Source organism: Pseudomonas sp. JR33AA (assembly GCF_021378985.1).
Classification (GTDB): domain Bacteria; phylum Pseudomonadota; class Gammaproteobacteria; order Pseudomonadales; family Pseudomonadaceae; genus Aquipseudomonas; species Aquipseudomonas alloputida.
In genome coordinates, this window is the sequence record NZ_JAJSAW010000015.1 from 14613 (window position 1) to 37102 (window position 22490).

A 22490-nucleotide genomic window follows, 5' to 3' on the forward strand; every position below is an offset into this window, starting at 1 on the left:
AGGAAGATGACCATGACCGCCAGAGCGCTGGCTTGTGTGCTGTTGTTCGGCTGGCTGTGCCAGGCGGCCCAGGCGCGCGAGTACCGCTACAGTGATGCCCACCTGCACTACGTGGACTTCTTCCAGGAAAGTGAAGGCATGCCGGCACTGATCAAGGCCATGGATGCCGCAGGGGTTGAGCAGTCGATGATTTCAGGCATACCCGTGGCCAAGAAATGGCACGAAGACGAGCCCAAGCGCCCGCGCTATTACGCCGGTGATGACGCCGATGCCTATTGGTACAGCGCCACCGATACTTACGTGGCGGCTGCCCTGCAGCAGTTGCCGACTGAGCAGCGCAAACGCTTCCACCCGTTCCTCAGCGGCTTCAACCCGGTGGACAAGAACGCTGTCAGCCATATCGAGCGCATGCTCGAAATGAACCCGGGCCTTTGGCAGGGCATTGGTGAGGTGTTTACCCGCCACGATGATCTGACAGCGCTGACCAGTGGTGACACGCCGCGCGCCAACAACGAGGCCATGACGCGCATTTATCATCTGGCGGCCGAGCGTGATCTGCCCGTGCTGCTGCATTCCAACATTACCTCCAAGCGCGAGCGCAACCCGCTTTACCTGGCGGAGATCGAAGAGCCGCTGCGCAATCATCCGCATACGCGCTTCATATGGGCGCATGCGGGCAGCAGCATGGAGATACACCGCCACCAGACGCAGATGGACTTTCTGCTGCCGGTGCTGACGCGATTGCTGGAGGACTACCCGAACCTGTATGTCGATTTGTCGTGGAGTGTGCTGCAGCCGTATCTGCTGGATGAACACGGCGTGCCGCGCAAGGAATGGCTGGCGCTGGTCGAGAAGTACCCGCAGCGGTTCATGCTGGGTTCGGATGTGGTGGGGCGGTTTGACAGCCTGGGGGAGCAGATGCACGGGTTCGTGCCGTTTCTGGATGCCTTGCCGGAGGCTGTGGCGCACAAGGTGGCCCGGGAGAACTTTCTGGCAGTGTTGCCCAAGGCGCGCCATTAGCCTGCACTGGCCATGAACACTGCAAATGACCTGTGTAGGAGCGGGTTTACCCGCGAAGAGGCCAGCCCAGGCAACCCAAACAAAAACGCCCCGAACCAGTCGGGGCGTTTTCATTCACAGCAGCAGCGTCTTACTTGCCTTCCCAGCGCTTGAGCACCAGGGTGGCGTTGGTGCCGCCGAAGCCGAAGCTGTTGCTCATGACCGTGTCGATCTTGGCGTTTTCTTCGGTTTTACGCAGGATTGGCAAGTCGGCGACTTCCGGGTCCAGCTCGTCGATGTTGGCAGAGCCGGCGATGAAGTTGTTTTCCATCATCAGCAGGCAGTAGATGGCCTCGTGCACGCCAGCAGCGCCCAGCGAGTGACCCGACAGGCTCTTGGTAGAGCTGATCTTCGGTGCCTTGTCGCCGAACACGGCACGCACGCCCTTGATCTCGGCCACGTCACCGACCGGGGTCGAGGTGCCGTGGGTGTTCAGGTAGTCGATCGGGGTGTCGACAGTGGAAAGCGCCTGCTGCATGCAGCGGATAGCGCCTTCGCCGCTTGGTGCAACCATATCGTAGCCGTCGGAAGTCGCACCGTAGCCAACGATTTCGGCGTAGATCTTGGCGCCGCGGGCCAGGGCGTGTTCCAGTTCCTCGACCACGACCATGCCGCCACCGCCAGCGATGACGAAACCATCACGGTCAGCGTCGTAGGCACGCGAGGCCAGTTCCGGGGTTTCGTTGCGCTTGGTCGACAGGGCGCCCATGGCATCGAACAGGAACGACTGGCTCCAGTGCTCTTCCTCACCGCCACCGGCGAAGACGATGTCCTGCTTGCCCCACTGGATCTGCTCCAGTGCGGTACCGATGCAGTGAGCCGAGGTGGCGCAGGCCGACGAGATCGAGTAGTTGATGCCCTTGATCTTGAACGGGGTGGCCAGGCATGCCGAAACGGTGCTGCCCATGGTGCGGGTAACGCGGTAGGGGCCGACGCGCTTGACGCCTTTCTCACGCAGGGTGTCCAGCGCTTCCATCTGGTTCAGGGTCGAGGCGCCGCCGGAACCCGCCACCAGGCCGGTACGCGGGTTGGAAACCTGCTCTTCGGTCAGGCCGGCGTCCTTGATGGCGTCCTGCATGGCCAGGTAGGCGTAGGCAGCCGCGTGGCCGACGAAGCGGTAAACCTTGCGGTCGATCAGTTCTTCGAGGTTGAGGTCGATGGACCCGGAAACCTGGCTACGCAGCCCCATTTCCTTGTATTCCGGGTTGAAACGGATACCCGGACGGCTGTTGCGCAGGTTTTCGGTGACGGTAGCTTTGTCATTGCCCAGGCACGATACGATGCCCAGACCAGTGATAACGACGCGGCGCATGCGAATAACCCTTAGAAATTGTCAGTGGAGGTGAACACGCCGACCCGCAGGCCTTCGGCAGTGTAGATCTCGCGGCCGTCGACGCTGACCGAGCCATCGGCGATGGCCATGTTCAGCTTGCCCTTCAGGACGCGCTTGATGTGAATGTTGTAGGTGACTTTCTTGGCTTCAGGCAGTACCTGGCCAAAGAATTTCACCTCGCCCGAACCCAGGGCACGGCCACGGCCTGGCAGGCCCTGCCAGCCGAGGAAGAAGCCAACCAGCTGCCACATGGCGTCGAGGCCCAGGCAGCCCGGCATTACCGGATCGCCTTCGAAATGGCAGGCGAAGAACCACAGGTCCGGGTTGATATCCAGCTCGGCGACCAACTCACCTTTGCCGTACTTGCCGCCTTCTTCACTGATGTGGGTGATGCGATCGACCATCAGCATGTTCGGCGCGGGCAGTTGCGCATTACCTGGGCCGAACAGCTCACCGCGACTGCAGCGCAGCAGGTCTTCCCGAGTAAAGGCGTGTTGTTTGGTCATGCGAGCTCCTCAATAACCCCCTGCGGCAGGGGATGAATCTTCCCGGCCGGCCCGAAAACCAAGCGCTTCGAGGCGGCAGCCTACAGGTAGACTATTGCGTTGTGGTGAAAGTCACAGCGCACCTGGTGAAAGAAGTACAGGTGTGCACTGAAACGCCTATTTTCAGGTCCGATGAAGGTCCTGTCCAGTGTTTAAGACTGCCGCACTTTAGCATTTATCGCCAGTCGCGGTTGTCTGACCGGGTAACCAGCGCTGCAGCACCTGCTGCAATTCGGTGCGGCGCAAGGGTTTGCTCAGGTAATCGTCCATGCCCGCGGCCATGCAACGTTCACGGTCGCCCTGCAAGGCGTTGGCGGTCAGGGCGATGATCGGTAGCCCGGCACCGTTGGGCAGCTGGCGGATGCGTCGGGTGGCTTCATAGCCGTCCAGGTGCGGCAGGCGGCAATCCATCAGCACGGCAGCAAAGCGCTGCCGGCCGACCAGCTCGACGGCTTCGAGGCCATCTTCTGCCGTGCACACTGCCATCCCCAGGCTGCGCAGCATGGCTTCCACGACACTCCGGTTGACCGGATTGTCCTCCACCAGCAGCACCTGATCATTGTCCGCCACCGTCGTTTGTGCAGCCGTTGGCGGCGTCAGCGCGGTGGGGGCAGGGTTGGCGAGGGCCAGCGGCATCTCCAGGGTGAAGGTCGAACCCAGCCCCTCACGGCTTTCACCGCGTAGCTTGCCGCCCATGCGCTCGGCCAGGGTACGCGCGATCGACAGCCCCAGCCCGGTACCGCCATAACGACGGGAAATCGAGCTGTCGGCCTGCTGGAAGGCGACGAACATCATTTCCAGGCGGTCGCTGTCGATGCCGATGCCGGTGTCGCGCACGCTGCAGGTCAGCCAGATCAGCTGCCGGTCGAGCACCTGCCAGCGTGCGTCGACTTGCACTTGGCCACGTTCGGTGAACTTCAGGGCGTTACCCACCAGGTTCAGCAGGATCTGACGGATGCGCGTGGGGTCGCCATTCACCTGCAACTGCTCGATGCCGGGCGGTAGTTGCAGGTGCAGGCCCAGGCCGCGTTGCTGGGCGCTGTGCTGGAACGACTGCACACTGCTGGTGATCAGCTCGCCGAGGTTGAAGTCGATGTGCTCCAGTTGCAGCGCGGCGCGTTCGATGCGCGAAAAGTCGAGGATGTCGTTGATGACCTTCAGCAAGTGCCCGGTGGATTCGCTGGCCACTGCCGTGTAATCGGCCTGTTCATTGCTCAGCGGTGTGGTTTCCAGCAGTTGCAGCATGCCCAGCACGCCATTCATCGGGGTGCGCAATTCATGGCTCATCATCGCCAGGAAATCCGATTTGGCGCGGTTGGCCTGTTCGGCCTCCTCGCGTGCCTGGATCAGTTCGGCCATGGCCTGCTTCTGTTCATCACTGGCCTGTTCCAGGGCGCTGGCCAGGTTGTTGATGTGGCGGGCCAAGTGGCCCAGTTCGCTGTCGTCGACGACCGGCAAGGGGGTGTTGTACTCGCCTTGCTGAATCGCCTTGACCGCATGGCCCATGTCGCTGATCGGCTTGGCCAGGCTCAGGGCCAGGCGGCGTGCCAGCAAGAAGGTGAACAGCAGGGCGAACAATGCCAGGATCCCGGCCTTGATCACGATTTCCTGCTGGCGCTGGCTGAAGGCGTCATCGGACATGCCGACGATCACGCGGCCCAGGTAGTCATCACCGATGGCCGGTGTGGTGGCTTTGCCCTGTTGCAGGAAGTCGTTGTCCAGGCGGATTTGCTGCAGGCGAATGGGCGCCTGGAACACCTCCACCTGTTGCGCGCGGTTGGCACTTTCGTCGGACTGCTCGACGTACACCAGGATGTGGTTGCGGCTGTCCTGCACTTCCAGAAAGCGCACGTGCGGGATGCTGAGGGTGGCACGCATCAGCCCTTCAAGTACTTCGTTGTTGCCCGAAATCACCCCGTACTCCGACGCCGGTGCCAACTGGTTGGCGATCAGTTGCCCGGTGTGGTTGAGTTCCTGGCGCAGGTCCTGGATGCGTACGAAGGTAAAGAAACTGATCAGGAGCAAGGTCAGTAGCAGGGCGGGGCCGAGACTGATGATCTGCGTGCGGGTATGAATGTCCCAGCTCAAGCGTTTGCTCATGGGGTGGGTTCTCCCTCGGCCAGGGCTTTGACGGCGGCGTTCTGATCGATCGGTTCAAGGCCCAGGGCACGGGCCACCTGCTGGTTGCCACTGACCCCATAGCGCACTGGGTACAGGCTGCGCGGCCAGCGTGTCGGCGGCTGGTCGAGCAACTGGTCGAGCACCCACAGCCAGTCGTCCTGGTCGCTGTAGGTACTGGCCAGGGCGCCGGCGCGAACGAAGCCGGCGTTCGGGCCGATCAGTGCCATCTGCCGGCCATAACTGCTCAACAGCAGGTTCTTTGCAGTCTTGGAGTTGTACAAGTCAGGGTCGTCCAGGCCCAGTAGCACATCGCTGTTGCCCAGCAGCTGCTGCAGGGGCCGGTTGTCACGCGGGTCGGACCAGTCCTGGGCAACGATCTCCAGGCCTAGCGGCCGTGCAGCATGGCGCAGTTCGTCCAGCAGAAAGCTGCTGTGCGCGCCGTACAGCACGCCAACGCGCCTGGCCTGCGGCAACAGGTAGCGTGCCAGGCGCAGTTGCCGTCCCAACGGCGCGTCGCTCCACAACAGTGTGAGGAACGCGGGGCGCGACTTTCCCAGGCGCTGTTCAGCCTGTACCCGGCTGACCCGCATGACCAGCGCCGGCGGGCCGGCGGTTTCCACCAGGCGCCATTCCAGTGCCGCGTTGTCGAGCAGGATCAGGCGTTGGTCGGCTTTGAGCTTGCCCGGGCGCGGCAGTTCGGCGGTGGTGCGAAACTGCATGTGATCGTGCGGCCGGCGGCTTTCCAGTGCGGCGATGAAGCTGCGTACACCGGACTGGTCCTCAGCCCCAACCAACAGGACTTCGCTGGCGGACAAAGGCCCCAACGGCCACAGGCAGAGCAGCAACAGGCGCAGCAGCAGGGCCATCAGAACTCCAGCTCCGCGCTCACACTCAGGCGGTGACGGCTGTCGTAGCGGTTCTGCAGGGCCGAGGTCGGTTCATCGTCCAGGCGCTGCTGCCACAGCGCCGCCAGCTCCAGGTTGCTGCCATGCACCCGAAAGCGCTTGGCCAGGCGCAGGTCCAGACGCTCGTAACGGTACTGGTTGAGGGCGTCGTCACCATAGTAGAACAGCGCGCTTGACCAGCCGGCACCCCATTCGCGCATCCACCCGGCCGAGCCGCTGTTGCGGGCGCTAAGGCGACGGTCGTCGGGGTTGCTGGCCCAGGCATCGACGTAGGCATAGGTCAGGCGCAGGCGGTCGCGCAGGGTGGGGCGCCAGTCCATTTGCGCCTCGCTGCCGCTGAAACGGGCCTTGTTGGCGTTGCTGGCGATGTACTGGTTGTTCCTCAGCGGCTCGCTGATCATGCCGGTGATCTCGTCGTAGAACAGCTTCACATCCAGGCTCAGGTCGATGTCGGTGAAGTAGCCGTTGTAGCCCAGCTCGCGCGAGCGCATGCGCTCCTGTTCAAGGTCGCCAGGGCCACGGGTCTTGACGAAGTACTCCCCGTTTTGCAGCCCGAATGAATTGGGGGTCAGGTTCTTGACCGTGTAACTCCAGTTGACGTTGTTCTCGAACATGTCGGGCGAGCGCACCGCTTCGGAGTACACCGCACGCAGGCCGTGGCGCGGGGTGATCAGGTAGTTGACCGCGACACGCGGGGTCAGCGAATTGCCAGACAGGCGCGAGTCTTCGAACATGGCCCCACCTTGCAGTATCCAGTGCTCGTCGGCCCGCCATTCCAGCTGGCCGAACAGGCGCCAGGTCTGGTCGTCGATGCTGCCGTTGAAGTAGGTCTGCGAGTCGGCGCGATCATAGCGGTAGTTCATGCCACTGAGCAGACGCAGGCTGTCGGTCAGGCTCAGGGTGTCCTGGATTTCCAGGTCATAGCGGGTTTCACGGGTGCTCTGGTCCACATCGCCGCAGACCTGTTGCCGTCCACCGTTTTCCCATTGCTGCTGCACTTTTTGCAGAAGCCCTTTCAGGGCAGGGTCGTCAGTGGCAAGGGGAGCACCAGTTGCAATGCCGCGCGCCACTTTTTCGGCAAAGTCGGGGTTCATCTGCCAGAGCTGGGTCAGTTCGGGGCTGAATGACTGCAAGGCATCACAGGCGCGCCACACTTGCTGGCGATCAAAATGCTGGGCTGAGCCCTGGATATAAAGGCTGTGTTCAGCGCTGAAATCCTTGGTCCAGCGGAACGAGCCCGCATAGTCCTTGGCGTTGACGTCGGCATTGTTTCCGGGCTCGTACCTCTGGAACACCGGCTGGTAGGTGTAGGGCCGCTGATTGCTGCCTTCCTTGGCTGCCAGTTGCCACTCCAGGCTCTGGTCGACTGCCAGGTTGTGGTTGGCGCTGAGGTTGAAGCGTGTCAGGCGGCGGCTGTCGCGGTAGTCCTGGCCGTACTGGTTCTCGTCGAAGCCGTCGTCCTGTTGGCCCGACAGCGACAGGCGCATGTCGCCACCGTCCCAACCGAAGCCGTGGCTGGCATAGAAGTCGTTGATGCCGTCCTGGCCGCGGGTCATCTTCAGCCGCGTGCCATGGCTGTCGGCAGGGTTGCGGGTAAGGATGTTGACCACTGCCATCAGCGCGTTGGCGCCATAGCTGACGGTGTTCGGGCCGCGGAACACCTCGATTCGCTCGATGTCCTCCATGGCCAAGGGGATGTCGCTCCAGTCCACCGTGGCCAGGCCTGCGCGGTACACCGAGCGGCCATCGATCAGTACCTGCATGCGCCGTGCGTCGCTGACGTTGCTGCCGTGGTAGTTGACCGTGGGTTGATTACCTGCACCGTAGCCGATCATCATGCCCGGTACCAGGCGCAGCAGTTCGGGGATGTCGCGGGCACCGCTGGCGCGAATCAGTTCGCTGTCGAGTACGGTCATGCTACCCGGGACAGCGGCAGGGGATTGTTTCAGGCGTGTGGCGGTCAGAACCTGTGGCAGGTCGGGGGTGTCGATGAACAGGTCGTCGGCCGCGGCCTGACCGCCGAGCAGGGCAGTCAATAACAGCAGGCGCGGGTACGGTGGCGTGCCAGGGAACACGGAGTGGCCTTTGTTTCAGGATTGAAACAGGCATGGTAACTGACCGTGGGGCTTTTGCCAGTGGGTGTCGGGCGTACGTCCTGAAATGTGCAGCGTGGCAGAAATCGCGCGCCGCGCGGGCGGCGCTCGATCTCGACGGTTCCGAACATGCCATGGCGACTACCGCAAACGCCCCGGACACTGGTTCTGTAGCAGGCGAGCCGTATAATGGCGGGGTCGCCACTTAACTTTTGGCTTTAATGGATTGGATATGACTGAACAGCAACCTGTTGCGGTTCTGGGCGGCGGCAGCTTCGGCACCGCCGTGGCGAACCTGCTGGCGGAGAACGGAGTGCCGGTGCGCCAATGGATGCGCGACCCGGCGCAGGCCGAGGCCATGCGTGTGAATCGCGAGAATCCGCGCTACCTCAAGGGTATCCGCCTGCACGATGGGGTTGAGCCGGTCAACGACCTGCTGGCCACCCTGCAGGCCAGCGAGCTGATCTTCGTTGCCCTGCCATCGAGTGCCTTGCGCAGCGTGCTGGCACCGCATGCCGAGCTGCTGCGCGGCAAAGGCCTGGTCAGCCTGACCAAGGGCATCGAAGCGCAAAGCTTCAAGCTGATGAGCCAGATCCTCGAAGAAATCGCCCCCGAGGCGCGCATCGGCGTGTTGTCGGGGCCCAACCTGGCGCGCGAAATCGCCGAACATGCACTGACGGCCACAGTGGTGGCCAGTGAGCACGAAGCACTGTGCCAGCAGGTACAGGCCGTGCTGCACGGGCGCACCTTCCGCGTCTACGCCAGTGCCGACCGTTTCGGCGTCGAACTGGGCGGTGCACTGAAGAACGTCTACGCGATCATCGCCGGCATGGCTGTGGCCTTGGGGATGGGCGAAAACACCAAGAGCATGCTGATTACCCGGGCCTTGGCCGAGATGACCCGTTTCGCCGTCAGCCAGGGCGCCAACCCCATGACCTTCCTCGGCCTGGCCGGTGTCGGTGACCTGATCGTCACCTGCTCCTCGCCCAAGAGCCGCAACTATCAGGTTGGCTACGCACTGGGGCAGGGCCAAAGCCTGGAAGAGGCGGTCAGCCGCCTGGGCGAAGTGGCCGAAGGTGTCAACACGCTCAAGGTGCTCAAGACCAAGGCCCAGCAAGTACAGGTGTACATGCCGCTGGTGGCCGGCCTGCACGCCATCCTGTTCGAAGGCCGCACGCTGAACCAGGTGATCGAGCACCTGATGCGCGCCGAGCCCAAGACCGATGTCGATTTCATTTCCATCAGCGGTTTCAACTGAGCCCTTGGCGGCTCTGACACGAGCAAGGAGCAACACATGAACGATACGCCCGAACGCGCCCAGCGCGAGTCGATCATCCTGCGGGTGCTGTGGATGCTGGTGTTCCTGGTGGTCTGGCAACTGGCCGAGTTGCTGCTGGGTGGCCTGGTGCTGGTACAGCTGATCTACCGACTGGTGTATGGCGCGCCCAGCGCCAGCCTGATGAACTTCGGCGACAGCCTGAGCCAGTACCTGGCACAGATCGGCCGCTTCGGCAGTTTCCACAGCGACCAGAAGCCATGGCCGTTCGCTGACTGGCCGGCCCCGCGTGCGCCGGAAGGTGAAGCAGCGCACGCCGTGGCACCGGCCGCGCATCCGGTGCGCGACGAGGAACCCAAGCTGTGAAACTGTGGGTGCTGCGCCACGGTGAAGCTGAGCCGCGGGCCAAGACAGATGCCGAGCGCCGGTTGACTGCCCATGGTCGCGAACAGGTGCTGCACAGTGCGGCTTACCTGATCGGGCAGCCATTGCAGGCAATTGTCGCCAGCCCTTACGTACGCGCCCAGCAGACTGCCGCGCTGGTGCATGACACCCTGGGCTTCGCCGAACCGGTGCGCACCGTGCCTTGGCTGACGCCCGAGGGTGATGTACAGCAGGTCATCGGCGAAATCGAGCGCCTGGGGCTTGAGCATGTGCTGCTGGTCAGCCACCAGCCGCTGGTAGGTGCTTTGGTCGGTGCGCTGGAGCACGGCCACAGGCAACAACCGGCAGCCATGAGCACTGCCAGCCTGGCGGAGCTGGAAGGGGAGTGGCCGTTGGCTGGGTTGATGACGCTTCGGGCCCTCCACTCACCCGCTTGAGCTTCCGATGGCTGGTGCAGGCCACTGTCTTGCTCGAGTCTGAGTGCTGGCATGGGTAAAGGTCGATAAGGCAACTGGCATTTTTGTCAGTTGCGGCACTTCACCCTCGCTTGCTAGCGTTGCCACACGGCAAACATCAGGGAACGGCGAATGAGGGGTGAAATGCTGGAGCTGTTGCGCTCCCTGGACCTGCAACCCACCTTGGAACAGGTTGACCAAGGTACTTCGCTGGATTTCGCCCAATACAGCCTGCTGCGCGAAGCGGCCGATGCCAAGCTTTACCACCTGATGCGCAAGGTGAACGACAACCCCGGGCTGGACCCCGCTGCAAGGCAACAATGCGAGCAGGGCTTGCGTACGCTGCAGGACGCCTGCCTGCGTGTCTCGCACCTGCTGCAAACCAGTTGTCTGGCCTTGCGCCGCCTGCAACTGGACTACCAGGACCAGGGTCTGGCCCGCGAGGCGCTGGAGACCCAAGTGGCCTACATGCAGGCCTGCCTGCGTCGGTCGCTGAGCAGTTTCGACCGCTCGGCATGACCTGATCCCCCTCGCCGATGACCTTTATGGACATTGCCGAACCGCCCCGCGATGCCGACAATGGGCCATCATTCCGGTCCGGACCAGCCGCCATGTCGCAGCAGATCTTCTTCGCCCATGCCAACGGTTTCCCATCGGCCACCTACGGCAAGCTGTTTGCAGCGCTGGCGCCGGACTATCAGGTGCAGCACCTGGCCCAGCACGCGCATGACCCGCGCTTTCCCGTGGACGAAAACTGGCAAAGCCTGGTCGATGAACTGTTGCATCACCTGGCACAGCAGGACCAGCCGGTCTGGGGCGTTGGCCATTCGCTGGGTGGCGTGTTGCACCTGCACGCGGCATTGCGCTGCCCCGCGTACTACCGGGGGCTGGTGATGCTTGACTCTCCGGTGCTCACCCGCGCTGATCAATGGCTGCTGCGTACAGCCAAGCGTTTTGGTTTCATCGACCGCATCACACCGGCCGGGCGCACCCTGGGGCGCCGCGAAACGTTCCATGACCGCGCCAGTGCCCGGGACTATTTCGCTGGCAAATCCCTGTTCCGCCATTTCGATCCCGATTGCCTCGACGCTTATGTCGAACATGGCCTGCAGGTGGTGGAGCAGGGGCTACAGTTGCGCTTCGACCCGGCTACTGAAATCAGCATCTACCGCAGCATCCCCCATACCAGCCCCGCCCCCGCGCGCCAGTTGCAGGTGCCACTGGCCATGGTGCGCGGCAACCGTAGCAGCGTCATTCGTCGCCACCACACCTTGGCTGTGCGCGGTATGCCCAAAGGTGAATACCACAGTGTCCCGGGGGGGCACATGTTCCCGCTGGAGCGCCCGGCCGACACGGCCAGCCTGATCAAGGGCCTGTTCGACCGCTGGAGCCAGGCATGAGCGCACACGTTGAGGAAATTCGTCTGAGCCTGGGCCATATCGAACTGGCTGCACACCTGTTCGGCCCCGAAGACGGGCTGCCGGTGATTGCCCTGCATGGCTGGCTGGACAACGCCAACAGCTTTGCCCGCCTGGCACCGCAACTGAAAGGTCTGCGCATCGTCGCCCTGGACCTGGCCGGCCATGGTTATTCGGAGCACCGCCCGCTCGGTGCCGGTTATGCCCTGGCCGACTATGCCCATGACGTGCTGCGTGTGGCCGAGCAACTGGGCTGGCCGCGTTTCGCCCTGCTGGGGCATTCGCTGGGCGCGATCATTTCGGTGCAACTGGCCGGTGCATTGCCCGATCGGGTCAGTCACCTGGCACTTATCGACGGCGTCATCCCGCCGACCGGCGCCGAGCAGGACGCAGGCGAGCGCTTGGGGATGGCACTGCAAGCCCAGTTGCGGCTGGATGGCAAGCGCAAGTCGGTGTATGCGACATTGGAAGCAGGGGTGCAAGCCCGGATGAAAGGCATGGTCGCGGTCAGCCGTGAAGCGGCCGAGCTTCTGGCCCAGCGAGGCCTGATGCCGGTGCCCGGTGGCTACAGCTGGCGCAGCGACAGCCGGCTGACCCTGCCCTCGCCGGTGCGCCTGAGCGAGGCCCAGGCCATGGCCCATGTGCGGCGGGTGAGTTGCCCGGCGCTGTTGGTGGTGGCTGCCGACGGCATGCTGGCGCGCCACACCGGGTTGCTGGAGCAGCTACCCTTTGAACAGGTGACACTACCCGGCGGCCATCACCTGCACCTGAACGATGCGCAGGGCGCGGCCCTTGTTGCAGACTGTATCAATCGCTTCTTTGGCTTTGCTTGACTTGCACCGGACAAGTGTCGAGGCTTGGCGGGTTGAACAGGGAGACAACCATGCAACTGCCAGACATCCTGGAGCTTCAATTCGGCGCTGAGCGCCGCCTGGTTCGCCAATGAGCGTGCCCGTTTCCATTCGCACTGCCTTGGCTACCTGTCTGGTGCTCGCCACCGCCGTGTCGTGGGCCGGCAGCCTGCCGATCCCGCAGGACGCCAAGGTGGTCGATCAACGCCCGGCCATGGTGCAGGAGCGGGTCTACCCGATGGGCCCGCTACGCAAGATCAGTGGCCGCCTGCGGGTCGATGACAAGGTCGAAAGCCGCGGTCAGGTCAGCTCGGTGACCTACGAATTGCCCGTCGAGCGTACTGCACGCGAGGCCTTCACCAGTGCCCGCGAAGCACTGGTGCGCGACGGTGGCTACCCGTTGTTCTGGTGCCAGGGGCGTGATTGCGGTGAGGCCAGCCTGTGGGCCAATGATGTATTCGCCAATGCCCGCCTCAACGGAGGCGACGAGCAGCAGGCGTTCATCCTGCTACGCCGCTCGGCAGACGAGGCCGATACCCTGGTCGCGCTGTACAGCGTCACCCGTGGCAACCGCCGTGCCTATCTGCATGTGGAAGAGTTCATCGCAGGCAGCCCGCTGGGCGACCTGCTGCCAACCGCCGCCACGGTGCTGCGCGAAATGCGTGACACCGGCAAGCTCGACTACCCTGACCTTGCTGCGCCGCAAGACGCCTGGGTAAGCCTGCTGGCCCGCAGCCTGAACCTTGACAGTACCTTGCGCGTCAGCCTCAGTGGCGCCCAGGCTGAGGCCTGGCGCGAGGCGCTGGTCAAGGCCGGGGTGCGCAGTCGCCGTCTTGAAGTCGGCAGTGCGCCCACAGACGGCCTGCACCTTGAACTGATCCCTTGAACGAGCGCCCTCATGGTTAACAATGATCGCCTGCTGGTCCAGATTCTGCTGGTGGCGTTGCTGGGTGCCGGCCTGTGGGTGATGGCACCGTTCATATCGGCACTGCTGTGGGGAGCCATCCTGGCCTTTGCCAGCTGGCCGTTGATGCGCTTCCTTACGCGCCTGCTGGGCGGTCGTGAGACGCTGGCAGCCGGCCTGCTGACCCTGGCCTGGATCCTGATTGTGGCACTGCCGCTGGTGTGGCTGGGATTCAACCTGGCCGATCACATTCGCGACGCTACGGCGTTTGTACGTGACGTGCAGGTCGACGGCCTGCCCGATGCGCCGGCCTGGCTGGGTGGCATTCCATTCGTGGGTGAGCGTCTGGTCAACGGTTGGCAATCGCTGGACCAGCAAGGCGCAGCCTTGCTTGCCTCGATCAAGCCTTACTTTGGGCAGGTGGGCAACTGGTTGCTGGCGCGCAGCGCGCAGATCGGCAGCGGCGTGCTGGAACTGACCCTGAGCCTGGTGTTCGTGTTCTTCTTCTACCGCGACGGGCCACGCTTGGCGGCATTCGTGCTGCGCTTGCTGCACCGGCTGGTGGGCGAACGCGCCGAGTATTACCTGGAACTGGTAGCCGCTACCGTGCAACGGGTGGTCAACGGGGTGATCGGCACGGCAGCCGCGCAGGCCCTGCTGGCGCTGATCGGCTTCCTGATCGCCGGGGTGCCTGGGGCGATCGTGCTGGGGTTGGTAACCTTCATGCTCAGCCTGATTCCCATGGGGCCGCCACTGGCCTGGATCCCGGCTACCGCTTGGCTGGTGTGGAAGGGCGAATACGGCATGGCGGTGTTCCTGGGGGTCTGGGGCACGTTCGTCATCAGCGGCGTGGACAACGTGCTCAAACCGTACCTGATCAGCCGTGGTGGCAACCTGCCGCTGGTGATCGTGCTGCTGGGCGTGTTCGGCGGCTTGCTTGCCTTCGGCTTCATTGGCCTGTTCATCGGGCCGACCTTGCTGGCGGTAGGCTACAGCCTCCTGCTGGACTGGAGCCGTAACGCGGTACCGCAGCCGCCACAACAGTAAGCCTGCGTAGGCCCTTTCGCGGGCACGCCCGCGAAAGAGGCCTTCACAGGCAAACCACAACGCTGATCTTTACGCATTCTTTATCCCCACCCCCACCCCCCGATCTCGCCCCTTTACGCCCCTCCCTCGGACAATTTCCCCAAAGCGGCCCAAGCCGTAACAGGGGAGAACCACACATGAACATGCTCGACGGGCTGTCACTGCTGCTGGCAGTGGCATTGGCGTTTTATCTATTGGTGGCGCTGCTGCGCACCGATCGCAGCTAGGGAGCGGCCATGCACAGTTACGATTTCGCCTTGCTCCTGGCATTCTTTGCCATCGTGCTGCTACCGGCACCCTGGCTCGGGCGGTTCTACTTCAAGGTCATGGAAGGCCAGCGTACCTGGCTGACGCCTGTGCTGGGGCCGGTCGAGCAGGGCTGTTACCGGCTGGCGGGTGTGAACGCCAGCCAGGAGCAGAACTGGCGGCAATACACCCTGGCGCTGCTGGCGTTCAACCTGGTCGGCTTCCTGCTGCTGTTCGCCGTGTTGCTGTTGCAGGGCTACCTGCCATTCAACCCGCAGCACCTGCCTGGCCAGGAATGGTCACTGGCGTTCAACACCGCCGTCAGTTTCGTTACCAACACCAACTGGCAGGCCTACAGCGGTGAGGCGTCGGTCAGCTACCTGAGCCAGATGCTTGGCCTGACCGTGCAGAACTTTGTCAGCCCTGCCACCGGTCTGGCCGTGCTGGTCGCCCTGTGCCGCGGTATCGCCCGGCGCAGCGCGACGACGCTGGGCAACTTCTGGGTCGACATGACCCGTGCCACCCTCTATGGCCTGTTGCCGCTGTGCTTGCTGCTGGCGCTGTTGCTGGTATGGCAGGGCGTACCGCAGACCTTTGCCGACTACGCCCACGCGCTGACCTTGCAAGGTGCCGACCAGACCATTCCGCTGGGGCCTGCCGCCAGCCAGATTGCCATCAAGCAACTGGGCACCAATGGCGGTGGCTTCTTCGGCGTCAATTCGGCACACCCGTTCGAAAACCCTACGGCCTGGAGCAACCTGTTCGAGGTGGCATCGATCATCCTCATTCCGGTGGCGTTGGTGTTCACCTTCGGTCACTACGTGAAGGACCTGCGTCAGAGCCGTGCCATCCTCGCCTGCATGCTTGCCCTGTTCCTGATCGGCGGCAGCACGGCGTTGTGGTCCGAGCATCAGCCAAACCCGGCGTTGGAAAGCACGCAGGTGCAGCAGACCGCCCCCCTGGAGGGCAAGGAAAGCCGCTTCGGCACCACCGGTTCGGTGCTGTGGGCGGTCACCACCACCGCCGCCTCCAACGGGTCGGTCAACGCCATGCACGACAGCCTGAACCCGCTGACCGGTATGGTGGCGATGGTCAACATGATGGTCGGCGAAGTGATATTCGGCGGTGTCGGCGCGGGCCTCTACGGCATGCTGCTGTTCGTCCTTATCGCGGTGTTCCTGGCCGGGCTGATGATTGGCCGTACCCCGGAATACCTGGGCAAGAAGCTGCAGGCCCGTGAGGTGCAGCTGCTGGTGGTAACCCTTTTGGTGATGCCGGTCGGCGTGCTGGTACTTGGTGCCATCGCCGCCAGCCTGCCCGGCCCGGCCGGGGCGGTCACCAACCCGGGGGCGCATGGTTTCAGCCAGCTGCTGTACGCCTATACCTCGGGTTCGGCCAACAACGGCTCGGCCTTTGCCGGGTTTGGCGCCAACACCGTGTATCACAACCTGATGATCGGCCTGGCCATGCTCATCGGCCGCTTCGGCTACATCCTGCCGATACTGGCGTTGGCCGGCAGCCTGGCGGTGAAAAAAAGCGCGCCGCTGGGGCAGAACAGCTTCCCGACTCACGGACCGCTGTTCACCGGCTTGCTGCTGGTGACCATTCTGCTGGTCGGTGGCCTGACTTTCCTGCCGACCCTGGCCCTTGGGCCAATCGCCGAACACCTTAGCCTGGGTTTTTGAGGACCGATCATGAACATGCCCATTCCCGAAGTGAATAGCCGGCGCAGCGCCAAGGACCAGACCCGCTTCGCCGCGCTGTGGCGCCCGGCGCTGGTGCAGGCGTTCGTCAAGCTCGACCCGCGTCAGCTCAAGCGCTCACCGGTCATGCTGGTGGTGGCCCTGACCGCGGTGCTGACCACCGTGCTGTGTTTTGCCCCCGGCGGCGTGAGCACCGGCGTTGCGGTGCAGATTGCCCTGTGGCTGTGGTTCACCGTGTTGTTCGCCAACTTCGCCGAGGCGCTGGCAGAAGGCCGTGGCAAGGCCCGCGCCGACAGCCTCAAGGCCGGCAGCCAGGGCCTGACCGCTGAGCGTCGTCAGCGTGATGGCAGCTACGAGACGGTGGCTGCCAGCGCGCTGCGCAAGGACGACGTGGTACGCGTGGTCGCCGGCGAAATGATCCCCGGCGACGGCGAGGTGATTGAAGGCATTGCCGCCGTCAACGAGGCCGCCATTACCGGTGAGTCCGCGCCGGTCATCCGCGAATCCGGTGGTGACCGCTCGGCAGTGACCGGCAATACGCGGCTGGTCTCCGACTGGCTGCTTGTCCGTATCACCAGCAACCCGGGCGAGTCGACCCTGGACCGCATGATCGCCTTGGTTGAAGGGGCCAAGCGGCAGAAAACCCCGAACGAAATAGCCCTCGACATTCTGCTGATCGGCCTGACCCTGATTTTCCTGATCGTGGTGGTGACGTTGCAGCCGTTCGCCCACTTCGTGGGTGGCAGCTTGCCGCTGATCTTCCTGGCCGCGCTGCTGGTGACGCTGATCCCAACTACCATCGGCGGGCTGCTGTCGGCCATCGGCATCGCCGGCATGGACAGGCTGGTACGGCTGAATGTCATAGCCCGCTCGGGCCGCGCCGTCGAGGCGGCCGGGGACGTGCATACGCTGATGCTCGACAAGACCGGCACCATCACCTTCGGTAACCGCCGCTGCAGCGCACTGCATGCTGCGCCGGGCATTACCGCCAAGGAACTGGGGGAGGGTGCCTTGCTGGCCTCGCTGGCTGACGACACCGCCGAAGGCAAGTCGATTGTCGAATACCTGCGCCAGTTGCACGACTTTGTCGAGCCGCCAGCCGGGCAGTTCGAAGCGGTGGCTTTCAGTGCCGAGACACGCCTGTCGGGCATCGATTTCCAGCAGCACCGGTACCGCAAGGGCGCCGTCGATGCGGTGCTGGCATTCGTCGGTATGCAACGCCTGGAAATGCCGGCGGCGCTGGCCCGCGAAGTCGAACGCATCGCGCAGAGTGGCGGCACACCGTTGCTGGTGTGCGTCGACAAGCGCTTGCTGGGTGTGATCCACCTCAAGGACGTGGTCAAGCCTGGCATCCGCGAGCGCTTCGCCGAGCTGCGCAAGCTGGGCATCCGCACGGTCATGGTGACCGGCGACAACCCGTTGACTGCGGCCGCCATCGCCGCCGAAGCGGGGGTAGATGACGTGCTGGCCGAGGCCACGCCCGAGAAAAAGCTGGCGCGCATTCGCCAGGAGCAGAATGACGGCCGCCTGGTTGCCATGTGTGGCGACGGTGCCAACGACGCCCCGGCACTGGCCCAGGCTGACGTGGGCATGGCCATGAACGATGGCACTCAGGCTGCGCGGGAGGCCGCCAACATGGTCGACCTGGACAGCGACCCTACCAAGCTGCTGGACGTAGTACAGGTCGGCAAGGAGCTGCTGGTCACCCGCGGTGCGTTGACCACGTTCTCCATTGCCAACGACGTGGCCAAATACTTCGCCATCCTGCCGGCGCTGTTCGCTGCCATCTACCCGCAACTGGGCGTGCTCAACCTGATGCAACTGGCCAGCCCGCAGAGCGCCATCCTGTCGGCGATTGTGTTCAACGCGCTGATCATCATTGTGCTGATCCCGCTGGCGCTGCGAGGGGTGCGCGTGCAGGCGGCCAGTGCGGCGCACCTGTTGCGGCGCAACCTGCTGATCTACGGGCTGGGTGGCATTGTGGTGCCGTTTGCCGGGATCAAGCTGATCGACCTGCTGCTCAATGCCCTGAACCTGGTCTGAGGAGGCCGCCATGACTGCTTATCTACGCCCGGCATTGAGCCTGGCTTTGTTGATGACCCTGGTGACGGGTGCCCTGTATCCGCTGGCGGTGACCGGTATAGCCCAGGTCGCTTTCCCGAACCAGGCCAACGGTAGCCTGGTACGCGATGCGCAAGGGCAGGTGCGGGGTTCGGCATTGATCGCCCAGAACTTCCAGGGCGATGGCTGGTTCCACTCGCGGCCCTCCGCAGGTGCCTACGCTACCGTGGCCAGCAGCGCCAGCAACCTGTCGCCGAGCAACCCGGCGCTGGCTGAGCGGGTAAGGGGCGATGCGGCTGCGTTGTATCAGGCGCAGCAAGGGCCGGTGCCACAGGCGTTGCTGACCACCTCGGGCAGCGGGCTGGACCCGCACCTGCCACCGGAGGCCTTGGCCTATCAGATTCCACGGGTGGCGGCGGCACGGCAGCTGCCGGTCGAGCGCTTGCAAGCCTTGCTGGAAGAGGCCACCCTCCACCCATTGATCGGCCCACCGGTGGTCAATGTGCTGGCGTTGAACCAAGCCTTGGAAAAGCTCGCCAGGTAACGCTGGCAGGAAGCCTGTAGGAGCGGGTTCACCCGCGAATGCGGTGGTGGTACCACTGACGTATTCGCGGGTGAACCCGCTTCTACAGTTAATGGGCTTTCCCTGAATGGGCCGACTGCTGGCAAAAGCAAAGGATGAAACATGAGTGACTCCGCCCGCGCCGATGCGCTGCTGGCCAACCTCCCACGAACCGGCCGGGGCCGGCTGAAGGTGTTTCTCGGCGCCGCCCCCGGCGTCGGCAAGACCTTCGCCATGCTCCAGGCAGCACACGCTCAGCAACGCCAGGGCGTGCAGGTGCTGGCCGGGGTGGTTGAAACCCATGGCCGCGCCGAAACCGAAGCGTTGCTCGGAGGGCTGCATCAGCAGCCCTTGCTGCGCAGCCAGTACCGTGGCGTCACCCTTGAGGAAATGGACCTCGACGGCCTGTTGCGTGCCGCGCCGGCGCTGGCCCTGGTGGACGAACTGGCCCACACGAACGCCCCCGGCAGCCGCCACGCAAAACGCTGGCAGGACGTACAAGAACTCTTGGCCGCGGGCATCGACGTGTACACCACGGTCAACGTCCAGCACCTGGAAAGCCTCAACGACAAGGTCCGCGACATTACCGGCGTGCACGTGCGCGAGACCCTGCCGGACTGGGTGCTGCAGGAAGCGTTCGAGCTGGTGCTGATCGACCTGCCACCGCGAGAGCTGCTTGAACGCCTGCGTGAAGGCAAGGTGTATGTCCCCGAGCAGGCTCGGGCGGCCATTGATGCGTACTTTTCGCAAACCAACCTCACCGCCCTGCGCGAGCTGGCCATGCAGACCGCCGCTGCCCAGGTCGATGCCGACCTGGCCCACGGCTATCGCCAGCGCGGCCAGGAGGCGCCGGCCTTGCGCGGCCGGTTGCTGGTGGGCATAGACGGTGACGACCAGGCCGAACGCCTGGTGCGCCATGCCAGTCGCGTGGCCCAGCGCCGCCACCTGCCCTGGAGCCTGGTGCATGTGGACAACGGCCGCCTGCGGGACGAAACCGCACGGCATCGTTTGCAAGCCGCGCAGCAACTGGCCGAGCGACTGGGCGGGGAAGTGGTGCTGCTGCGTGCTGGTGAAGTGGCCCGCACGTTGATCCAGCATGCGGTCGAGCGGCGCGCCAGCCTGGTGCTAGTCGGGCAGTCCCGCAACCGCTTGCATCGGCGTGTGTTCGGCGCTGGTGTGGCGGCGCGGCTGCTGCGCGAAAGCCATGGCCTGGAAATCAACGTGCTGGACCGCGACGTCCAGCCGCCAGCGCCGCGCTCTGCCGTGCGGCGGGTGTGGGTGTGGCGTCATTACCTGCTGGCGCTGCTGGCCACCGTGATGGCTGCGGGGCTGGCCTGGGCGGTGTCCAGTGTGCTGGCGCTGCCCAATATCTCGCTGGTGTTCCTGGCGGCGGTGTTGCTGGTCGCGGTGCGCAGTAGCCTGGGACCTGCGCTGGCTTGCGCCGTGCTGTCGTTTTTGGCCTATGACTTCCTGTTCATACCGCCCAACTTCTCGTTCACCATCCAGCGCGAAGAAGACGTGCTGACACTGGTGTTCTTTCTGTTGATGGCTGCGCTCACCGGCAACCTGGCCGCGCGCCAGCGTCGTCAGTTGCAGGCCCTGCGCGAGACCCAGGTGCAGACCAGCCAGTTGCTCGACCTGTCTCGCCGGTTGACGGTAGCCACCGACCGCCAAGCCATATTCCAGGCTGCCGGCCAGCACCTGGACGGCTGGCAGGACACCCAGGTGTGCTTGCTGGAGCGCAACGCCGAAGGCCAGTTGCAAGTGGCCAGCGGGGAAGCCCACACCTTCAGCGACACCGAACGGGCTGCTGCCGATTGGGCCTGGCAGCACGGGCAGGCCGCCGGCCACGGCAGCGATACCCTGCCTGATGGCCGCTGGTGGTGGTGGCCATTGGCGGTGGACGATCAGCCGCTGGCATTGCTGGGCGTGCGCCCGCGCACCGGGCAGCCGCTCAGCGACCCACGCCGGCGCCTGCTCACCGCCCTAGGCCAGCCCCTGGCCCAGGCCTTGGCCCGCGCACGCCTGGCCGAACAGCTGGAAGCCGCACGCCTGCACGGCGAAACCGAGCAACTGCGCAGCGCCCTGCTGGCTTCCGTATCCCATGACTTGCGCACGCCGTTGACCGCCATGCGTGGCAGCATCGACAGCCTGTTGGCGTTGGGTGATGCAATTGCGGCTGAAGACCGCCGCGAGCTGCTGGAGGGCACCCGCAACGAAGCCGAACGCCTCGATCGCTACATCCAGAACCTGCTGGACATGACCCGCCTGGGCCATGGCGGCCTCAAGCTGGCCCGCGACTGGGTGGCCCCGGCGGATATCGTCGGCAGTGCGCTCAACCGCCTGCGGGTGGTGCTGGCGCCACTGCGTGTGCACACGAACGTGCCGGCCGAGCTGCCATTGCTGTTCGTGCATGCGGCGTTGATCGAGCAGGCACTGGTCAACGTGCTGGAAAATGCTGCACGCTTTTCGCCGGCCAATGGTCGGCTTGAGCTGCAGGTGGCCGTGCATGACGACCAGCTACGCTTGACTGTCAGCGACCAGGGCCCCGGTATTCCTGTAGCCGACCGCGAGAAAATATTCGACATGTTCTATACCGCCGCCCGTGGCGACCGCGGCGGGCAGGGTACCGGGCTAGGCCTGGCTATCTGCCAGGGCATGATCGGTGCCCATGGCGGGCAGATTCTGGTGGGCGAAGGCATTGATGGCCAAGGCACCGGCATCACTCTATGCTTGCCGCTGCCTCCTCAACCTGAAGCCGAAAGCGAAACCCCATGAGCCAGTCCGCCACCCTGCTGGTCATCGACGATGAACCGCAGATCCGCAAGTTCCTGCGCATCAGCCTGGCCTCGCAAGGCTACAAGGTGCTGGAGGCCGCCACCGGTGCCGAAGGGTTGGCCCAGGCGGCACTGGGCAAGCCGGACCTGGTGGTGCTCGACCTGGGGCTGCCGGACATGGACGGCCAGCAGGTACTGCGTGAGTTGCGCGAATGGAGTGCAGTGCCGGTGATGGTGTTGTCGGTGCGTGCCAGTGAAGTGCAGAAGGTCGATGCGCTGGATGGTGGCGCCAATGACTATGTGACCAAGCCGTTCGGTATCCAGGAGTTTCTCGCGCGCGTGCGGGCGTTGCTGCGTCAGGTGCCACAGGCCGGCGGCTCGGAAGTGGCGGCCAGCTTTGGGCCGCTGACGGTGGATTTTGCCTTTCGCCGGGTAACGCTCGACGGTGTGGAGGTTTCATTGACACGCAAGGAGTATGCGTTGCTGGCGCTGTTGGCCGGGCACCCCGGGCGGGTGATTACCCAGCAGCAGCTGCTCAAGGATATCTGGGGGCCTACCCATGCCGAGGATACCCACTACCTGCGCATCGTCGTCGGGCATCTGCGACAGAAGCTGGGCGATGACCCCACGGCGCCGCGGTTCATCATTACCGAGGCGGGGGTTGGCTACAGGTTGGTAGCGCCGACAGCATGACCGCAGCCCCAGGGGCTG

The 22490-nt window shown here is 64.2% G+C and carries 20 protein-coding genes; 15 read left to right on the forward strand and 5 right to left on the reverse strand.

Features of this window, described 5'->3' with window-relative positions:
• The first annotated feature begins 12 nt into the window (after window positions 1-12).
• Window positions 13-1020, forward strand: a complete 1008-nt coding sequence (locus LVS58_RS20225) for an amidohydrolase family protein (protein WP_233692532.1) — start codon at window positions 13-15, stop codon at window positions 1018-1020.
• A 130-nt stretch (window positions 1021-1150) separates the two neighbouring features.
• Here LVS58_RS20225 and fabB read toward each other — a convergent pair whose 3' ends face one another.
• The 5 genes from fabB to LVS58_RS20250 form a co-directional block, all read right to left on the reverse strand.
• On the reverse strand, window positions 1151-2371 hold the full coding sequence (gene fabB, locus LVS58_RS20230) for a beta-ketoacyl-ACP synthase I (protein WP_003251511.1): 1221 nt from the start codon (window positions 2369-2371) through the stop codon (window positions 1151-1153).
• 11 nt (window positions 2372-2382) lie between these two features.
• Window positions 2383-2898, reverse strand: a complete 516-nt coding sequence (gene fabA / locus LVS58_RS20235) for a 3-hydroxyacyl-[acyl-carrier-protein] dehydratase FabA (protein ID WP_003251509.1) — start codon at window positions 2896-2898, stop codon at window positions 2383-2385.
• Window positions 2899-3105: 207 nt separating this feature from the next.
• Window positions 3106-5037: a response regulator gene (locus LVS58_RS20240; protein ID WP_233692533.1), complete on the reverse strand. Its 1932-nt coding sequence runs from the start codon at window positions 5035-5037 to the stop codon at window positions 3106-3108.
• Window positions 5034-5924 carry an ABC transporter substrate-binding protein gene (locus tag LVS58_RS20245; RefSeq protein WP_233692534.1) on the reverse strand — a complete coding sequence of 297 codons (891 nt, stop codon included), beginning with the start codon at window positions 5922-5924 and terminating at the stop codon, window positions 5034-5036. Before LVS58_RS20245 ends, LVS58_RS20240 begins: the two co-directional genes overlap by 4 nt.
• Window positions 5924-8038: a TonB-dependent receptor plug domain-containing protein gene (locus tag LVS58_RS20250; RefSeq protein WP_233692535.1), complete on the reverse strand. Its 2115-nt coding sequence runs from the start codon at window positions 8036-8038 to the stop codon at window positions 5924-5926. Before LVS58_RS20250 ends, LVS58_RS20245 begins: the two co-directional genes overlap by 1 nt.
• A 250-nt stretch (window positions 8039-8288) precedes the next feature.
• Here LVS58_RS20250 and LVS58_RS20255 point away from each other — a divergent pair, with 250 nt between their 5' ends.
• The 14 genes from LVS58_RS20255 (at window position 8289) to LVS58_RS20320 (ending at window position 22472) form a co-directional block, all read left to right on the forward strand.
• A complete protein-coding gene (locus LVS58_RS20255) occupies window positions 8289-9314 on the forward strand; it encodes an NAD(P)H-dependent glycerol-3-phosphate dehydrogenase (RefSeq protein WP_233692536.1) in 1026 nt (341 codons plus the stop codon).
• A 36-nt stretch (window positions 9315-9350) separates the two neighbouring features.
• Entirely contained in the window at window positions 9351-9698 is a 348-nt protein-coding gene (locus LVS58_RS20260) for a DUF4389 domain-containing protein (RefSeq protein ID WP_003251499.1), read from the forward strand.
• A complete protein-coding gene (gene sixA / locus LVS58_RS20265) occupies window positions 9695-10153 on the forward strand; it encodes a phosphohistidine phosphatase SixA (protein WP_233692537.1) in 459 nt (152 codons plus the stop codon). Before LVS58_RS20260 ends, sixA begins: the two co-directional genes overlap by 4 nt.
• Before the next feature lie 162 nt (window positions 10154-10315).
• A complete protein-coding gene (locus LVS58_RS20270; protein ID WP_233692595.1) occupies window positions 10316-10690 on the forward strand; it encodes a hypothetical protein in 375 nt (124 codons plus the stop codon).
• A gap of 92 nt (window positions 10691-10782) precedes the next feature.
• A complete protein-coding gene (locus tag LVS58_RS20275; RefSeq protein WP_233692538.1) occupies window positions 10783-11571 on the forward strand; it encodes an alpha/beta fold hydrolase in 789 nt (262 codons plus the stop codon).
• Entirely contained in the window at window positions 11568-12422 is an 855-nt protein-coding gene (locus LVS58_RS20280) for an alpha/beta hydrolase (RefSeq protein WP_233692539.1), read from the forward strand. Before LVS58_RS20275 ends, LVS58_RS20280 begins: the two co-directional genes overlap by 4 nt.
• Before the next feature lie 109 nt (window positions 12423-12531).
• Window positions 12532-13326: a DUF4892 domain-containing protein gene (locus LVS58_RS20285; protein ID WP_233692540.1), complete on the forward strand. Its 795-nt coding sequence runs from the start codon at window positions 12532-12534 to the stop codon at window positions 13324-13326.
• A gap of 12 nt (window positions 13327-13338) precedes the next feature.
• Window positions 13339-14391, forward strand: coding sequence for an AI-2E family transporter (locus LVS58_RS20290; protein ID WP_233692541.1), 1053 nt, complete (start codon window positions 13339-13341; stop codon window positions 14389-14391).
• 176 nt (window positions 14392-14567) lie between these two features.
• Window positions 14568-14657, forward strand: coding sequence for a K(+)-transporting ATPase subunit F (kdpF, locus tag LVS58_RS20295; RefSeq protein ID WP_233692542.1), 90 nt, complete (start codon window positions 14568-14570; stop codon window positions 14655-14657).
• A gap of 9 nt (window positions 14658-14666) precedes the next feature.
• Complete coding sequence (gene kdpA, locus LVS58_RS20300; protein ID WP_233692543.1) at window positions 14667-16361, forward strand: potassium-transporting ATPase subunit KdpA; 1695 nt, start codon at window positions 14667-14669, stop codon at window positions 16359-16361.
• Between the two features lie 9 nt (window positions 16362-16370).
• A complete protein-coding gene (gene kdpB / locus LVS58_RS20305) occupies window positions 16371-18422 on the forward strand; it encodes a potassium-transporting ATPase subunit KdpB (protein WP_233692544.1) in 2052 nt (683 codons plus the stop codon).
• 10 nt (window positions 18423-18432) lie between these two features.
• Window positions 18433-18984 carry a potassium-transporting ATPase subunit KdpC gene (gene kdpC / locus LVS58_RS20310; RefSeq protein WP_233692545.1) on the forward strand — a complete coding sequence of 184 codons (552 nt, stop codon included), beginning with the start codon at window positions 18433-18435 and terminating at the stop codon, window positions 18982-18984.
• A gap of 141 nt (window positions 18985-19125) precedes the next feature.
• Window positions 19126-21780, forward strand: coding sequence for a sensor histidine kinase (locus LVS58_RS20315; protein ID WP_233692546.1), 2655 nt, complete (start codon window positions 19126-19128; stop codon window positions 21778-21780).
• Entirely contained in the window at window positions 21777-22472 is a 696-nt protein-coding gene (locus LVS58_RS20320) for a response regulator (RefSeq protein ID WP_233692547.1), read from the forward strand. Before LVS58_RS20315 ends, LVS58_RS20320 begins: the two co-directional genes overlap by 4 nt.
• The last annotated feature ends 18 nt before the right edge of the window (window positions 22473-22490 follow it).

What these genes read in the sequence shown, in the direction of transcription:
- LVS58_RS20225 (WP_233692532.1), top strand. Translation starts at nt 13, where the DNA reads ATGACCGCCAGAGCGCTGGCTTGTGTGCTGTTGTTCGGCTGGCTGTGC.
- fabB (WP_003251511.1), bottom strand. Translation starts at nt 2,371, where the DNA reads ATGCGCCGCGTCGTTATCACTGGTCTGGGCATCGTATCGTGCCTGGGC.
- fabA (WP_003251509.1), bottom strand. Translation starts at nt 2,898, where the DNA reads ATGACCAAACAACACGCCTTTACTCGGGAAGACCTGCTGCGCTGCAGT.
- LVS58_RS20240 (WP_233692533.1), bottom strand. Translation starts at nt 5,037, where the DNA reads ATGAGCAAACGCTTGAGCTGGGACATTCATACCCGCACGCAGATCATC.
- LVS58_RS20245 (WP_233692534.1), bottom strand. Translation starts at nt 5,924, where the DNA reads ATGGCCCTGCTGCTGCGCCTGTTGCTGCTCTGCCTGTGGCCGTTGGGG.
- LVS58_RS20255 (WP_233692536.1), top strand. Translation starts at nt 8,289, where the DNA reads ATGACTGAACAGCAACCTGTTGCGGTTCTGGGCGGCGGCAGCTTCGGC.
- LVS58_RS20260 (WP_003251499.1), top strand. Translation starts at nt 9,351, where the DNA reads ATGAACGATACGCCCGAACGCGCCCAGCGCGAGTCGATCATCCTGCGG.
- LVS58_RS20270 (WP_233692595.1), top strand. Translation starts at nt 10,316, where the DNA reads ATGCTGGAGCTGTTGCGCTCCCTGGACCTGCAACCCACCTTGGAACAG.
- LVS58_RS20275 (WP_233692538.1), top strand. Translation starts at nt 10,783, where the DNA reads ATGTCGCAGCAGATCTTCTTCGCCCATGCCAACGGTTTCCCATCGGCC.
- LVS58_RS20280 (WP_233692539.1), top strand. Translation starts at nt 11,568, where the DNA reads ATGAGCGCACACGTTGAGGAAATTCGTCTGAGCCTGGGCCATATCGAA.
- LVS58_RS20285 (WP_233692540.1), top strand. Translation starts at nt 12,532, where the DNA reads ATGAGCGTGCCCGTTTCCATTCGCACTGCCTTGGCTACCTGTCTGGTG.
- LVS58_RS20290 (WP_233692541.1), top strand. Translation starts at nt 13,339, where the DNA reads ATGGTTAACAATGATCGCCTGCTGGTCCAGATTCTGCTGGTGGCGTTG.
- kdpF (WP_233692542.1), top strand. Translation starts at nt 14,568, where the DNA reads ATGAACATGCTCGACGGGCTGTCACTGCTGCTGGCAGTGGCATTGGCG.
- kdpA (WP_233692543.1), top strand. Translation starts at nt 14,667, where the DNA reads ATGCACAGTTACGATTTCGCCTTGCTCCTGGCATTCTTTGCCATCGTG.
- kdpB (WP_233692544.1), top strand. Translation starts at nt 16,371, where the DNA reads ATGAACATGCCCATTCCCGAAGTGAATAGCCGGCGCAGCGCCAAGGAC.
- kdpC (WP_233692545.1), top strand. Translation starts at nt 18,433, where the DNA reads ATGACTGCTTATCTACGCCCGGCATTGAGCCTGGCTTTGTTGATGACC.
- LVS58_RS20315 (WP_233692546.1), top strand. Translation starts at nt 19,126, where the DNA reads ATGAGTGACTCCGCCCGCGCCGATGCGCTGCTGGCCAACCTCCCACGA.
- LVS58_RS20320 (WP_233692547.1), top strand. Translation starts at nt 21,777, where the DNA reads ATGAGCCAGTCCGCCACCCTGCTGGTCATCGACGATGAACCGCAGATC.